Raw genomic sequence first — 14,484 nt, 5'->3', positions numbered from 1 at the left:
GAGGCGGCCTCATCGCCGCCCGGAGGAGAGCGCCGCCGGCATCGGGCCGGGATCGCGGGGCGGGGTCGGGCGCCCGGCTTGCGCCGCGAGGTGGAGCCAAAGGGCAGCGGTGGTGCCGATGGTCTGCTGCACGGTGTATTCCTGCTGCATCACCATCAGCGGATGCTCGATCAGGTATTCGAAGTAGGGCATGGCGAAGCGGGCCGGCTCGATGCGCCGCTCGGCCGGGATGCCGGGCTCGTCCTCGGGGAAGATCGACCAGGGCGGGCCGAACAGCCAGTCGGGGGAGAAGGTCGCCTGCGGGCCGAAGCCGTAGATCGTGATGCCGGGGGGCACCGGCACGCCCATGGCGCGGTGGTCCTCGTGCAGGGGGTGGCGGATCTGGCGGATGCCGAGGCCGGTGGTGAGGCTCAGGCCGAGCTGGTTGGCGCCGAGCAGGGTCTGGGCGGTCTGCTCCATCACCCGCAGCAGCTCCGGGTGCCGGCTCAGCCGGTGCGCGCGGATGAACAGGCGGGTCATCGCCTCGTCCGGCACGCCGCCCTGGCCCCAGCCGGCCGGCGCGTAGGGATGCTTCATGCCCGGATAGCTGAGCGCGCGCTGGGCGGCCGCGAAGCCGGTCGCCTCCCGGACCAGGACGGCCTCGATCTGCCCGCGGATGCGCGGATCGGCTCCGGCAGCCGCGGCGTAGTCCCAGGCCGCGTCGGCCCGCCGCTCGGCGATGCCGAAGCCGCCCCTCCAGGCCTCCTCGAAGACCTGTCCGAAGGCGCGGCCCTCGCCGGCGCGGAACAGGGCGGCGGCGGCCATGACTCGGAACGGGCCGGTGATCCGCTGCAACGTCGCCCGCCGCGTCTCCCAGGGGACGCTCGCGAAAAGGCCGGTGGCGCGTCCCGCGGCCAGGGCCTCGGCATAGGCCGCGTCCGGCTGCGCGGAGCCGGCCTCGGCCCAGCGCCACGCCCGCAGCGCGCTCTCCTGGAACAGGGCGGCGGCCGCCTCCTGGCCGAGCCCGCGCAGGACGCGCGCGAGCCCGGCGGCGGCGCCCGCGTAGCGGTAGGTCGCGATCGGATCGGGGGCGTAGGCGAAGACCGCCTGATGCTCGAGGTAGCTCGGCTCGCCCGTCAGCGGCCCCCCCGCACTCTCGATGCCGCCGCTGACGCCGCCGTCCGGCGCCTGAAGGCGGCGGAAGAAGTCGAGCACCCAGATCGGCTCGTGCAACAGGTTGGGCAGGGCGTCGGCAGCGGCGTAGACCGGATCGTCGAGCAGTTCGCTCGATCGCGGCAGGCCGAAATCGGCATTGCGCAGATGCGGCGGCAGACCCTCGAACAGTTCGAGGAGGAGGCTGGCCACGTCGACGTGCTGGATGCGCCGGTCCCAGTCGCCGGCATCCATGTATCCGCCCCAGAAGTCCGCCGGGGCGTCGCGGCCGGTGGACCAGGCCGGCTCCACCGCCTTTTCGATGGAGACGAACCCCTCCAGGCCCTCGACGGACCAGGCCAGCGGGAGGCGGCTCAGGCGGATCGGCAGGTCGGGGCCCGGCCGGAAGGCGGCGGGGCGGCGGAAGCCGAACCGTCCGTCGAGGGCGATGCCGCTGCGATGGTTGTACAGGCCGCCGACTGCGACCCGCGCCGCGTCGAGCCACACGGTGTCGGCGACCGGAAAGGGATCGGACACGCCGAGCCCGGGCACGTAGAGCCGGTAGGGGCCGGGCCGGCGCGGGCTCCAGGACGAGTAGTCGAGTTCGAACACGAAGGTTCCGGCCCGGTTCGCCGGATGGGCCGGGGCGAGGCTGCCGCCGGTCCGGTCGGAATCGGGCAGGGCGCGGTCCGGCAGGGCGGCGGTGAAGCCGTCGCGGGTCGGCTCCTTGACCGTGACGAAGTAGGGCACCCGCTCGCCGCCGAGCCGCTCCAGGGCGATGCGTTCGCCCGCCCGCAGACCGTGGGCGCGGGCCGAGACCACGCCGTCCCTGGCCCGGAAGCCGTCGAGCGGACGGCGCAGGCCGCCGATGTCGAGGCTGTCGGGCAACGGCTTGGCCAGACCGTTGCCGGGCTCGGGCGTTTCCGGCGCGGTGCGCAGGCGAATCTCGCCGGAGAAGACCGCCCGGGCGTCCCCGTCCAGCACGACGAAGCGGTTCAGGCCGTAGCGCCGGAAATCGACCGCGCCCGCGTCGGGACCGCCCGGCAGCCACAGGGCGAGGTAGGCGGTCTTGGCGGTGTCGGCCGGCGCGTGCCCGACTTGCGTGCCCCGCAGGGCGATCGCCCGCGTCGACCGGTCGTCGTAGCTGAAGGGCGTCGGCGGCAGGACATCGCCGGGCCACGCCACGGCGTGGGCGCCGCGCGGCACCGGCCCGTCGAGCTTGAGGTAGACTTGATGGCGGAAGCTCGCTCCGGCCCGGGTCGTGCCGCCCTCGTCGCGGACGATGCCCGAATCGTAGGGCATCGACTTGCGGTAGACCGCCAGCACCTGCCGTCCGCCGATCCGGCCGTAGCGCGCGGGGTCGTCGATCGCCGCGCGGTCGAGCGGGCGCTGGGGCGGCGTATCGCTCAGGCGCAGGTGGTCGCGCCGCGGCCCGATCACAAGCGCCCAACCCTCCGCGTGCCGGATCCAGCTGCCGGGCGCCTCGGCACGGGGGGCGTCGAGGGCGAGGATGCGGCCGGTCACGAAGGCGGGATCGCGCAGCTCCACCGCCAGGATGTCGGGGGCCGCGACCGTGATCTCGTGCACGCTCACCGCCTGCGGCGGCGCTGCCGGCAGGGGCGCGGCCGGCTGGCCTCCGGGCAGCCCGACGAGGATCAGGACGGCGAGGAGCGGTTGCATCCGCCGCGCGCGCGCGGGACGGCGCGGCGTCCCGCCCTGCAAGCTCGCCCCCGGCGCGACGGTGCGGTTCTCCACCGTCATGGGACCGGCTCTTCGTCCGCGTGCTGCCGGATGGCGGCGGCGCCACGCGGCGGAACGCGCCGCCCGGTGGAGGCGCGCAGGGCCTCCAGCCGCTCCCGGTAGAGGGGGGCGGACATGGCGTGATCGCGCAGCCACGACCGATCCGCGTCGCCGTCGCGCGCCCAGGTCGCGATCACGTCGACCCATTTCGCGCGGAGTTGCAGCGCTTGCCACGTGCGCGCGGCGTTGCGCGAAAGGCGCGCGTACAGGCCCGGATCGGAGATCAGTTCGACGATCCTGTCGGACAGGGAGGCGTCGTTGCCGGCCTCGAAGATCAGGGCGCTCTCCCGATCGACGAGATTGCCGGTGAACATCGGATGGTCCGAGGCGACGATCGGCGTCCGGCTCGTCAGCGCCTCGTAGATCGTCAGCGGAAAGCCTTCCGGGTAGGCGTGCCGGCTGGTGATCAGGGCGATGTGGCCCTCCCGGAAGAACTCGACGACCCGCTCGTTGGCGATGCGCCCGACGAAGACCACCTCGTGATTCAGGCCGAGCCTTGCGACAAGACCTTGCATCTCCTCGACATCGCCGCTCCCGGCGATGCGAAGTCTCGCCTTGAGGTTCCGGGCCTTCAGGCGACTCACGGCCCGGATGGCGTCCCCGCATCCCTTGCTCTCGTGAATCGAGCCGACATAGGTCAGCTCGACCGGATCGGGACGCCCGTCCAATTCGCGCGGGGCGTGGCTCTCGGGGCTCGTGCGGTAGAAGTAGTCCCAGGGCACGATCTTGGCCGGATCGACGCCGATCGCCTGGAGCGACAGGCAGGATTTGAGGCCGTGGTTGGCGATCCACTCGACGCCCGGCCTGTTGAGGGCGCGCGCGAGCTGGAAGTACCGGACGCGGTCCCGGATCCGGGTGCCGTTGAAGGAATCCGCCAGCATCAGCATCGTGCGGATGCCGTTGGCGACCGCCCAGGTCGCGACCCGTCCGTAGGGCGTGTGCAGGACGAGATGGGTCGGCGCGTAGGCCTCGATCGCGTCGATGACCGCCTCGGTGTCGAAGGAGGTCAGGCCGCCGCCCATCAGGCGCAGGCCCTCCGTCGGCCTCTCGTCGTAGGCGGCCTCGGTGATGGCGCAGAACATCGCAACTTCGCCGACGCCCCGGCCGAGCCCGGCCATCCCGCGCAGGATGTAGCGGTGGCCGAAATAGGTCTCGCCCTGCCCCGCCGCCATCCGGCGGTAGGCCTCCCGGTAATCCCCGGAGAACTGGACGTTCATCACGCGCTTCATGTCGCCTTCCCGCCGGATCTCTTGGTCGTGGGCGATGTGTCCTCCGGTGCCGCCGGTCGGGGCGGCCCCGTCTTTTTTCAGGCGACCTTCGCCTCCGGGTCGGGGACGGGCGCCGCCCCGGGGGCCGGGCGCCGCACCAGCGACACGCCGCAGGGGCAGGGCTTCTCGGCCCGCCGGCCGGTCACCCAGTCGTAGATGTCGCGGGTGGCCTCGGCCTTGGCGGCCCAGGTCAGGCGGCTCATCGCGAAGTCGCGCGCCGCGCGTCCCAGCGCCTCCGTCCGCTCCGGCCGCGCCGCGAGATCCGCCAGGGCCTCGGCGAGCCGGGTGACGACCGCCTCGCGCGAGCCGAGGGGCACCGCGACGCCGCGCTCGGCGGAGACGAGTTCGCCGGGGCCGCCGTAATCGACCACCACCGGGGCGAGGCCCAGAGCCATCGCCTCCAGAACCGCGCCGCCGCCGAAATCGCGCACGCTGGGGAAGACGAAGACGCTGCTGCGGCAGGCGATGTCCTGCACCTTCGCGTGCGCGACCCAGCCGTGGAAGGTGACCGCCGCCCCGATGCCCTCGCGCGCCACGAGCGCTTCGAGTTCGCCGCGCACCGGTCCGTCGCCGACGATGTCCAGGTGGCCGCGCCCGGCCCGCAGGAGCGGCAACGCCGCGGCGATCGCCATGTCGAGCCCCTTCAGGGGCACGAGCCGGCCGATGAAGCACATCCGCAGGACCGAGCCGTCCGGCACCGCGGCCGCGCGGGCGAAGCGGGCCGGGTCGATGCCGTTTTCCGGCATGTAGATCAGCTTGGAATCGAAGGCCTCCGGGATCTCCCGGGCGGCGGTGAGGGAGCCGGTCAGGATCGCGCTCGCCGCCGCCAGGGTCGCTCGCCGCTGCGGCAGCAGCTTGTAGAGATCGCGCACGGAGGACAGCCACTCCTTCTCGCGATGCTGCGCGTCGGAGAACTGCTTCGGCCAGGGCAGGCCGCCGTTCAGCGGTCCGAGGACGAAGGGCACCCCGGCCCGGGCGCAATGCCGCGCGACCGAGCTGAAGGCGGTCGGGCTCAGCGGCGTGATGCGGTGGACCACGTCGTAGCGGCCGGCCCGGATGTCGGGCCCGAACCGGCGCCAGACCGCGCGCTCGAAGAAGGGATAGGTCAGCATCGCGATGGCCGCGAGCGTCGTCCAGCCCCGGTCGCCGCCGCCGCGCAGCAGCGTGCCGAGCCGGTCGGCCGGCCGCGCCACCGCCTCGGTGTCGAGAGCGGTGAAGTCCCGTCCCTCGACGAGGCCGGCACGGAGGAGCGCGTCGCGGTTGCGCACCTGTGTGACGATGTGGATCTCGGCCACCGCCCTCAGCGCGTTCGCCATGGACCAGCCGACCAGCGGCACGCTCACCCATTCGGGATTGGCCGCCTCGGCGATCACCAGGACCCTGTGCTGCCGGGGCATCGAACTCTCCTGCCGGTCGTCGTGGGGGAAGCCGAACCCGCGGACCGGCGGGCTCATCGGGGCGGCGTTCGGCGTGCTCATTCGGCCGGCACCAGGGTCGCCCCGAGGGGGATCGGCGCGGCACGGCGCTCCGCCTGCGTCCGCAAAACGATCTGCCGCGCGACGCCCAGGATCATCCCGATCGTCACCGCGAGGATGTACTGGCTGTCGCGCAGCAGCAGGATGTATTCGAGGGTGGAGTGCAGGCTGACCATCAGCAGGCCGACGCCGAGCCCGATGAGCAGGTCGCCCTCCGGTCCGGCCCGGCTCGGCCAGCCGACGCGGAAGGCCGTGACGAGCGGGCAGGTCAGCAGCAGCGCGAGAGCCACGAGGCCGAGCCAGCCGGTCTCGGAGCCGGCCAGCAGATAGGCATTGTGGACGAGGTTGTTCCGGTTGCCTTCGGATGCGGCCACGCCGGCCTGCTCGGAATATCCGAAGTTCTTGGCGACGTGCACGTAGTGATTGGCGCCGACCCCGAGGGGGTGATCGAGCAGGATCGCGGTGGCCGCGCGCTCGAAGGCCGCGCGCTCGTCGTACTCTTCCTCATGCAGGGGATTGGCCTCGAAACGCTTCTCGAACGAGCGGATCGCCAGGGGCGTGAAGCTCAGGATGACGAGGCAGCCGACGAGGCCGATCAGGCCCTTGCGCGCGGTGAAGCTGCGCAGGCTCGACAGGGCGTAGACCAGCGCGAAGCCGAGGGCGGCGTAGAGCAGGGCGGCGCGCGAGGTCGTGAGCACGACGGTCGCCATCCCGGCGATCGGCACGACCACCGTGGCCCAGTTGCGCCGTCCGGCGAGAAGGAGCGCGACCTGCGGGAAGACCGCGAAGTGCAGGACGAGGCCGAGGGTGTTCTGGTGGGCGAAGGTCCCGGAGGATTGGACGGCGCCGAGCCCGAAGCGCTGATAGGCCGTGACGAGGGCTTCGACGACGACGCCGAGCGCCAAGCCGGTCAGCAGGTGGGCGACGACCTCCGGATCGGTGCTCGCCCGCGCCACGACGACCAGCAGCAGCGCCGTGCGGCAGACCTGCCAGAAGTAGAAGGCCGCCGCCGTCGGCTCCGCTGCCTCGGAAATCGAGATGAGGATGGCGACCAGATAGAGCAGCACGACGATCGAGAACGGCGAGCGCAGCGGCGGCCGCGCGAGCCCGGCATAGATGGCGAGGATCAGCAGGTCGAAGGCGCTGACCTCAATGCCGCTGACGAGCCCGGGCCAGTTCGCGCCCCAGCTCAGAAGAGCGAAATCGAGCTGCGGCAGTCCCGGTTGCAGGAAGGGCAGCAGGCCGACCAGGATCCACAGGCGCTTGCGGCACACCTCCCCGCCCCGGACCCATAGGGCGATGGGAACGAGGGTGCCGAGGCCGGCGAGGAGGATGAGCTCTTTGAGCATGCTCTGCTTGGCTCGCTGTCGTGGCCCGACGGATCGATCGAACGCATCCTCCGGCTGCTGTCGTCGGAGAGCGGCCCGAGCCTAGGCCGGGGCCGGCCCGACCGGACCAGCGCTCTTCTGGCGGCCCGTCTCGTCCGCAGGGTGGGAGGGGCTACGTCTTTCGGCGGCCCGACGGTTGCCCGCTCCTGCGAAGGGCGGCGTTCGGGAGCGCCGTGGGCGCGCCTAAACCTGACGGTGACAGGGGCAGGCGATCCGGGCGATGCAGCGTTCTTCCGATCCTTCGGCACGAGCCGGTGACGCTGCGGGCCCGCCGCCGCGCCGTTGCCCGGACACCCGGCGCGGACGCGCCGCCGTGTCGGAGTGGCGGGGCCGATGAGCACCCTGGCGATCTCCCGGGGCGCGATCCTCAGCGGCAGTGCCTGGACCATCGGCACCTATGTCGCGACGCTGGTCCTGCGCTTCGGCTCCAACGTCCTGCTGTCGCGCCTCATCGCGCCCGAGATCTTCGGAATGGTCGTGGTGATCGCGGCCATCCGGGCCGGTGCGGACCTCCTGTCCGATATCGGCCTCGGCCAGAACATCGTGAACAATCCGCGCGGTGACCGGCCGGCCTTCTACAACACCGTCTGGACCCTGCAGGTGCTGCGCGGCCTGGTGCTGTTCGCACTCTGCTGCGCCTTCGCCGGCCCGTTCTCGCGGCTCTACGGGGTGCCGGAATCCGCCATCCAGTTCGGGGCGATCACGCTGGCGGTGCTCGGGGTGACCTCGACCTCGCCGTCGCTGCTGCAGAAGAAGCTGCGCCTGCCGGTGCTCACGCTGTTCGATTTTGCCGTGGACCTGATCGGCATCGCGGCGATGCTGCTCCTCGTCCTGTGGAGCCCGACCGTGTGGTCGATCCTGCTCGGCAACCTCATCAGCGCGCTGGTGCGGGTCGTCGGCAGCTTCCTGTTGCCGGAGGGCGGCAACCGCCCGACGATCAACCGGCACGTCGTCGGCGAGATTTTCTCCTTCGGCAAGTGGATCTTCCTGTGGTCCCTGCTCGGCTTCCTCAGCCTCAACTTCGACCGGCTCTATCTCGGCAGCGTCGCGTCCTTGAGCCTGCTCGGCATCTACGGCATCGCCCGCACCATGGCCGAACTGCCGGCGCAGCTCACCGTCCGGCTCGGGCACTTCCTCGTCTTTCCCCTGGTCTCGGCGGCCGGCGACATGCCCCACGAGCGGCTGCGCCGCGAGATCGGCCCGATCCGCCTCGGCTTCCTGGTCGTCGCGGCGATCGGGATCGGTTCGGCCGCGGCGGGCGGCGACTTCATCATCCGCGCCATCTACGATCCGCGCTACGGGCTCGCCGCCGCGATGCTGCCGCTGCTGCTCCTCGGCACCTGGGCGACGATCCTGTGCACCACCAACGAGTACGTCCTGATCGGCCGCGGCCGTCCGCAGGCCTGCACGGCCGCGAGCAGCGTCAAGCTCGGCTACCTGCTGGTCGGCCTGCCGCTCGCCTTCCAGGCCGGCGGGATGCTCGGCGCCCTCCTGATCCTCGTGAGCGCCGACATCGTCCGCTACGCGGTGCTTCTCGTGGCGCAGCTGCGGGCGCGGATCGGCTTCGGTTCGCACGATCTCCTCGCCACCGCCGTCCTGCTCGCGACGCTCCTGCTCCTCACGTTGCTGCGCGAGTGGTTCTCCCTCGGCACCGCCTTCGACGGCCTGCTGCATTTGCGCGGAGGCAACCTGTGACCGGCATCCCCCCGACGACTCCCGCTCGCTCCCCCGCCCCGGCCGCCTCCGAGGCGGCGGAGGGTCCCCTCGGCTTCGTGGTGATCGGCCGCAACGAGGGCGAGCGGCTCAAGCGCTGCCTCGCCTCGCTCGCGGGCACGCCCTGGCCGGTCGTCTACGTCGATTCGGGATCGACCGACGGCAGCGGCGCCCATGCCCGCTCGGTCGGCGCCGAGGTGGTCGAGCTCGACCCGGGGCTGCCCTTCACCGCGGCGCGGGCACGCAATGCGGGGATCGCGCAGCTGCGCCGGATTCAGCCCGAGACCGCCATCATCCAATTTATCGACGGCGATTGCGAGGTGCTCGAAGGCTGGCTTCCCGCCGCCCTGCGCGTGCTCGGGGCGGATCGGCGTTGCGGCGCCGTGGCGGGACGGCGGCGCGAGCGGCATCCGGACGGATCGGTCTACAACCTCCTGTGCGACATCGAGTGGAACACGCCGGTCGGGCCGGCGGCCGCCTGCGGCGGCGATGCCCTGGTGCGGGTCGCCGCGCTCGACGCCGTCGGCGCCTACGATCCGATCCTGATCGCGGGGGAGGACGAGGATCTGTGCGTGCGCATGCGGCAGCAGGGCTGGACGATCCAGCGGATCGACGCCGACATGACGCTGCACGATGCCGCCATGACGACGATGCGCCAGTGGTGGAAGCGCACCGAGCGCTCCGGCTACGCCTTCGCCCGGGTGCATGACCGGCACCGGGCGTCCGCGGTCCCGCATTTCCGAAGCCAGGTCCGGAGCACCCTGGTCTGGGGCGGCGCGGTCCCGGCTTTGCTCGTGGCGCTGGCACCGATCTCGCCGCTGCTCCCGATCCTGGGACTTCCCCTCTACGGCCACCTCTCCTGGCGGGTCGCGCGCGGGCTGAGGCGGCGCGGCTTCGTGGAGCGCGAGGCCTGGACCTACGGCGTCCACTGCGCGCTGGCCAAGCTGCCGCAGATGGTGGGCTATGCCCGCTTCCACCTCGACCGCCTCCGGCGGCGCGACAGCGGCCTCATCGAGTACAAGGGCTGACGGAGCCCTCTACGCCGCGGCAAGCTCTCCGCCGCGGCAAAAGACCTGCCCCGCTGCGCTCATCGGCAGCGCCGCAGGTGGCGGCGCTGCCTGTTGCCGGCGGCCTTGGCCCAGCCTCGATCCGGCCGCCGATGCCGGCCGGGAGACCGTCGCCGCCGTCTCGTTCAGGAAAGCCCTGCGCACCGACGTCGTCGCGGGAAGACGCCGGATGAACGGGCGGATCGTGGCCGCCTCAGAGCGGCAGACACTTCCTGACAACACCCTCGTCGTCGCGCACGACGAGGAACCATCCATTGTCGATGTCCTCGAATTCTCCTGCGGCGCGCAACTCGTCGACGCCTGCGGTCACCTGCTCCAGCGCGGAGGCGAGATTGATCGCCCAAACGCCCTCCTCGTCACGGATCGCCTCGCGTCCGTTCTCAAGGTCAAAGTGAAAGCGAGAGTTCAATCCTGCCTCCAATCGAATCGTCCCATGCGGTAGTTAAATGAAAAGATAACCCGAAGACCCAGAAATCCGGCTACCAACTCCGATCAATGAATTCCAGGGACGGAAAAATCCTGACGTTCATCTGTCGATCCTCGGCAGCCCCTGGGCGAATCGCGGCGAAAACGGCGGCCTTTGGAGGTAGACGGCGCAGCCCGGATGCGCAGTCCGCCGCGCACCCTCTACCCCTTCGTGGCCGGCACATGATCCGGCGCGGGGTAACCATACTCCAATGAAGTAACGGCGGCATCGGACCTGACGCCCACGATCAGGAACGCGAATCAAGACGCAGTGCGCGCTCGGACAATCCTGCGCAAAACGAGGGTCGAGAGCCACTTTTCAGTACTGCTTAAGCAGTTTATACTGAGAAATAATACTTGATAAAAGCGCAGGATGATCCGCTTCTTTCCTGATAAATGTCGATTTTATTCATCTCATGAAGATAATCACGAAACCGAGAGCAGGCTCAGATCTTACTTAAGACAAATCGAGGAGATTTGACTTGACAGCAACCTTCGAGAGCCGGAGCGACTGCGCAAAACCGCAAGACATTTAATATAAAATATGAGCTTGACCATAAGAATTACATTCAGGCTATTGCCGCACCAAAGTATACTGTATCCGGAGAAAACAATTCTACGCCGAAGCAAGCCTAGAGACATTCGCCTAATCATGATTTTTCTATTACAGATTTTGCGAGATATACTTTTGATATGCTTTTTCTGAAATCAAACTCGCTGCTACGGATACCCAAAAGGAGTAGCCAATCCAATTGACAGAATCTCTAATTTTCCGTTAACGTCTTCTCAATGCAAAGCTACCGCGCTCCGATACAATCAGACGCTGAAGTGAGCAGGGGGTATCGACTGGATCGAACTAAAGATGATTGGTTAATTTCAGATTTCCGAGGGGGGAAAGATGAACACCGTCGATGTCGTGCGAGTTGGTACTCCGGCTGGTCGGCATATCGCCTTTGAGTCGCAAGTCGACCAGGATGGATTTCTTTCTCAAGCCGCCAGCACGGCGGAAGCCATAGCCGTGAAGGCCGCAACAAGCGGCCACACCATCGTCCTGATCGATCATCGTCCTCTGGTCGGTCAGTGCCTGCTCACGTCGCTGCGCGGGACCGACAAGCTGTCGACCTTCGCGCTCTACCCCAGCCTTCAGCACTGGCGCGCCGACGCGCTGCATGCGGCGGCTTCCCTCGTCGTCCTCTGTCTGCCGGGCGGGCAGACGGCGGACGCGGAACTCGCCTTCGTCACCCGCGATCTGGCGGAACTGCGCGGCTGGAACGACGCCGTGTCGGTGATCGTGATGTCGGACACCGAGAGTGCCGAGGTCATCGTCAAGATCTTCCAACTCGGCGTGCAGGGCTACATCCCGACCACCAGCTCGCTCGACGTCGCCGTGCAGGCTTTCCGGCTCGTCTGTGCCGGCGGGGTCTACATGCCTGCCGCCTGCATGCTCACCGCGCTCGCCAACGGCTCGACCAAGCCGCAGGGGACCAAGAAGGACGACGAAGTCTTCTCGCCGCGTCAGATTAGCGTCGCCCGAGCCTTGCGGAAGGGGACACCGAACAAGATCATCGCCTACGAACTCAACATGTGCGAGAGCACCGTCAAGGTGCACGTTCGCAACATCATGAAGAAGCTCAAGGCGAAGAACCGCACCGAAGTCGCGTATCTGACGAACAAGTACTTCCAGGACGAGTGACCTCCGCGCATCGGGCCCTGGGCCCGTCGCGATGAGTGGGGATGAGCCGACCGGGCGCAAAGCCCGTGACGCCATCCGGGGCGTGGTCGGGCCGGAACGCCGCCCCGACCGGACGGCGCAGAGACCGGAACCTACGCCTTTTTCCTGAAACGGCCCTCTCCCACCGGACGGATCATCCGCATCGAACCCGCCCGTATCGTGCTCCGGGGCGCCCGCGCCGCCGGGCTCGTTCCGGTGTTTCGAGGGCGCGTCGCCATACGAAGCGAGAGCCGCGCCCGGATCGCCTCGAATCGGGCTTCGGGACAAGACGAGCGGGAGGACAGCGGTGCTGGAGCGGTTCGAACGGGTCGTCGTCGTCAACCTGCCGTCCCGCACGGACCGGCGCCGGGAGACGGAGCGCGAGCTCGCCCGCATCGGGCATCCGCGCGGGGCCGCGTTCTTCCCGGCGATCCGGCCGGCGGAGGCGGGCGGCTTCGGCTCGGTGGGCGAGCACGGCGCCTATCTCAGTCATCTCGCGGTGTGGCGGGCCGCGCTCGGGGCGCGCTCGCTCCTCGTCCTTGAGGACGACGTCGCCTTCGTCCCCGATTTCGCCGCCCGCGCCGGGCTCGTCGCGGAGCTGCCCGAGACGTGGGACGTGTTCTACGGCGGTCACACGCAGTTGCCCGAACTGCGCCGCGATTGGACCGAGACCGGTCTCGTGCCGATCGACCCCCTCGTCGAATTCATCGGACTGCACTGCTACGCCGTGAGCGGGCGGGCGCTGCCGGGGCTCGTCGCGGCGGCGGAGGCGTTCCTGACGCGCCCGAACGGGCATCCGCAGGGCGGGCGCATGCCGATCGACGGGGCGCTCAACGTCGCCCGGCGCCAGTTCGGGTTCGCGACCTACGCGGCGATGCCGGCGCTCGCCGAGCAGCGCGCCTCGCGCACCGATATCGGCACGCTCAAGTGGTTCGACCGCATGAGCGCGTTCGCGGCGCCGGTCTCCGCGGCCCGCGGCCTGAAGAACGGCCTGCGCCGCACCGGGCGCGCCCTGCGGCTCGGCATGCTCGGCTAGAACATCGTGCCGGATATCGTATCCGGCGCGATGTTCTCGTCTCTTGTTTCGCATCGTCCCGACCGTCGGCCGCCACCGTCCGGGATGAGGCTCGGGGCCAGGCCGCCGCGTCCGGGCGGCGGGGGTCAAAGGAGAGGATCGTGAGCGCAGCCGCCTTCGTGCCCGCCTCCACCCGCGCCCCGTTGGACGGGGAGGTGCACACACTCCAATTCCTGCGTTTTGCCGCCGCGCTGATGGTCGTCGTCTACCATGCCGGGATCGCCGCGCGGGAGCACGGCTTCCTCGGGCCCGAGCACGATGGCTGGCTCGGCCTCTCGGTGATCGGCGCGAGCGGCGTCCATATCTTCTTCGTCATCAGCGGCTTCATCATGGTCCATGCGACCCGGCATTCCGGCCGGGACGCCGCCGCTGCCGGCCGCTTCCTCTACCGCCGCTTCGCACGCATCTTCCCCGTCTACTGGCTCTATTGCGGCCTCTATGTCGCGGCCCACGCGGCGCTTCTGCAGCCCCACGCCCTCGGCCCCTGGGAGGCGCTCGGCGCGCTCCTGCTCTGGCCGGGCTCCTCGGCCGTGATCATCGGCCCGGGCTGGACCCTCTCCTACGAGGTGTTCTTCTACCTCTGCTTCGGCGCCTGCCTGCCGCTCGGTCGCCGGCTCTCGCTCAGGGTGGTGACGGGCCTGCTGCTCGCCGCGGTCGCCGCCGGGTGCCTCATCGACAACCGGGGGGCGGCGCTGCACGTCGTCACCAGCACGCTCCTGCTCGAATTCGTGGCGGGCATGTGGATCGCCGTCTTCGTGACCCGCCCCGGCCCCGTGCCGCGCATCCTCGCCCCCGTCGCGATCGCCGCGGCCCTCGCCGCCTTCCTGGCGCCGGCCGTCATCGGCCTGCCCTCGATCCCGACGGTGCTGCTGTGGGGCGTCCCCAGCGCCCTCCTCGTCCTCGGCATGGCCCTTCAGGAGCGCCAGGGCCGTGTCCCGGGCGCGGTGCTGCGCCTGGCGGCCCTCGGCAACGGCTCCTACTCCCTCTACCTGCTCCACAACCTGCTGCTCGACGTCACCTTCCTTTTCCTCGCGGCCCTGGGAGCGAGCAGCGGCTACGGCGGCCTCTGGACCGTCTTGGCGGTGCTCGTCTCCTGCATCGTCGCCGAGTACGCCTACCGCTTCGTCGAGGCGCCGCTGCTGGCCGGCCTCACCGCGCTCCGCCGTCCGGCCCGGCTGGCGGGCTGAGGTGACCGCCGGAGCCGGAACCTCGGCCCGCTCCCGGATGGGCGTTCGCCGGAGGCACGCAAGCCGGCCGACCGCCGGCTTGCGTGCGGCTCGATCTCAATTGGTCTTGCTCAATTGGTCTTGGGATCGGTGACGGTGAAGGCGAGGGTGGCGCCGTAGCTGTCGGCATCGGCCAGCGTCGGCGTCTGCGAGGGCGTCACCCGG

10 protein-coding genes and 1 pseudogene are annotated in these 14,484 nt (G+C 70.0%); 5 read left to right on the top strand and 6 right to left on the bottom strand.

The window, feature by feature from the left end; translation table 11 throughout:
* Positions 1–9 precede the first annotated feature (9 nt).
* From ACPCJR_RS17980 to ACPCJR_RS17965, 4 genes are all read right to left on the bottom strand, one after another.
* Positions 10–2,892, bottom strand: coding sequence for a glycoside hydrolase family 9 protein (locus ACPCJR_RS17980; protein ID WP_391513408.1), 2,883 nt, complete (start codon positions 2,890–2,892; stop codon positions 10–12).
* Positions 2,889–4,160 (bottom strand): glycosyltransferase, encoded by a 1,272-nt coding sequence (locus ACPCJR_RS17975; RefSeq protein WP_391513410.1) that lies wholly within the window; start codon positions 4,158–4,160, stop codon positions 2,889–2,891. Before ACPCJR_RS17975 ends, ACPCJR_RS17980 begins: the two co-directional genes overlap by 4 nt.
* A 77-nt stretch (positions 4,161–4,237) precedes the next feature.
* Positions 4,238–5,677, bottom strand: coding sequence for a glycosyltransferase family 4 protein (locus ACPCJR_RS17970; protein WP_391513412.1), 1,440 nt, complete (start codon positions 5,675–5,677; stop codon positions 4,238–4,240).
* The gene (locus ACPCJR_RS17965; RefSeq protein WP_391513414.1) at positions 5,674–7,023 is read right to left on the bottom strand and encodes an O-antigen ligase family protein; all 1,350 of its coding nucleotides are present in this window, start codon (positions 7,021–7,023) and stop codon (positions 5,674–5,676) included. Before ACPCJR_RS17965 ends, ACPCJR_RS17970 begins: the two co-directional genes overlap by 4 nt.
* 372 nt (positions 7,024–7,395) lie before the next feature.
* Here ACPCJR_RS17965 and ACPCJR_RS17960 point away from each other — a divergent pair, with 372 nt between their 5' ends.
* Complete coding sequence (locus ACPCJR_RS17960; RefSeq protein WP_391513415.1) at positions 7,396–8,757, top strand: oligosaccharide flippase family protein; 1,362 nt, start codon at positions 7,396–7,398, stop codon at positions 8,755–8,757.
* A complete protein-coding gene (locus ACPCJR_RS17955; protein ID WP_391513417.1) occupies positions 8,754–9,803 on the top strand; it encodes a glycosyltransferase family 2 protein in 1,050 nt (349 codons plus the stop codon). The genes ACPCJR_RS17960 and ACPCJR_RS17955 overlap by 4 nt, the downstream gene beginning before the upstream one ends.
* A 232-nt stretch (positions 9,804–10,035) precedes the next feature.
* On the opposite strand, the gene ACPCJR_RS17950 is transcribed toward ACPCJR_RS17955, so the two are convergent.
* On the bottom strand, positions 10,036–10,263 hold the full coding sequence (locus tag ACPCJR_RS17950) for a DUF6894 family protein (protein ID WP_391516811.1): 228 nt from the start codon (positions 10,261–10,263) through the stop codon (positions 10,036–10,038).
* Positions 10,264–11,205: 942 nt separating this feature from the next.
* On the opposite strand from ACPCJR_RS17950, the gene ACPCJR_RS17945 reads away from it, so the two are divergent.
* From ACPCJR_RS17945 to ACPCJR_RS17935, 3 genes are all read left to right on the top strand, one after another.
* Positions 11,206–12,000: a LuxR C-terminal-related transcriptional regulator gene (locus tag ACPCJR_RS17945; protein WP_391513421.1), complete on the top strand. Its 795-nt coding sequence runs from the start codon at positions 11,206–11,208 to the stop codon at positions 11,998–12,000.
* A gap of 325 nt (positions 12,001–12,325) precedes the next feature.
* The gene (locus ACPCJR_RS17940) at positions 12,326–13,054 is read left to right on the top strand and encodes a hypothetical protein (RefSeq protein WP_391513423.1); all 729 of its coding nucleotides are present in this window, start codon (positions 12,326–12,328) and stop codon (positions 13,052–13,054) included.
* A gap of 140 nt (positions 13,055–13,194) precedes the next feature.
* Positions 13,195–14,280 (top strand): acyltransferase family protein, encoded by a 1,086-nt coding sequence (locus ACPCJR_RS17935; RefSeq protein ID WP_391513425.1) that lies wholly within the window; start codon positions 13,195–13,197, stop codon positions 14,278–14,280.
* Between the two features lie 110 nt (positions 14,281–14,390).
* On the opposite strand, the pseudogene ACPCJR_RS17930 reads toward ACPCJR_RS17935, so the two are convergent.
* A pseudogene (locus ACPCJR_RS17930) lies at positions 14,391–14,484 on the bottom strand (DUF4198 domain-containing protein); the annotation flags it as partial.

It is taken from the genome of Methylobacterium sp. NPDC097929 (genome assembly GCF_049543375.1).
In the GTDB taxonomy this organism is placed as follows: domain Bacteria; phylum Pseudomonadota; class Alphaproteobacteria; order Rhizobiales; family Beijerinckiaceae; genus Methylobacterium.
This window is presented reverse-complemented; position numbering and strand designations above follow the sequence as displayed.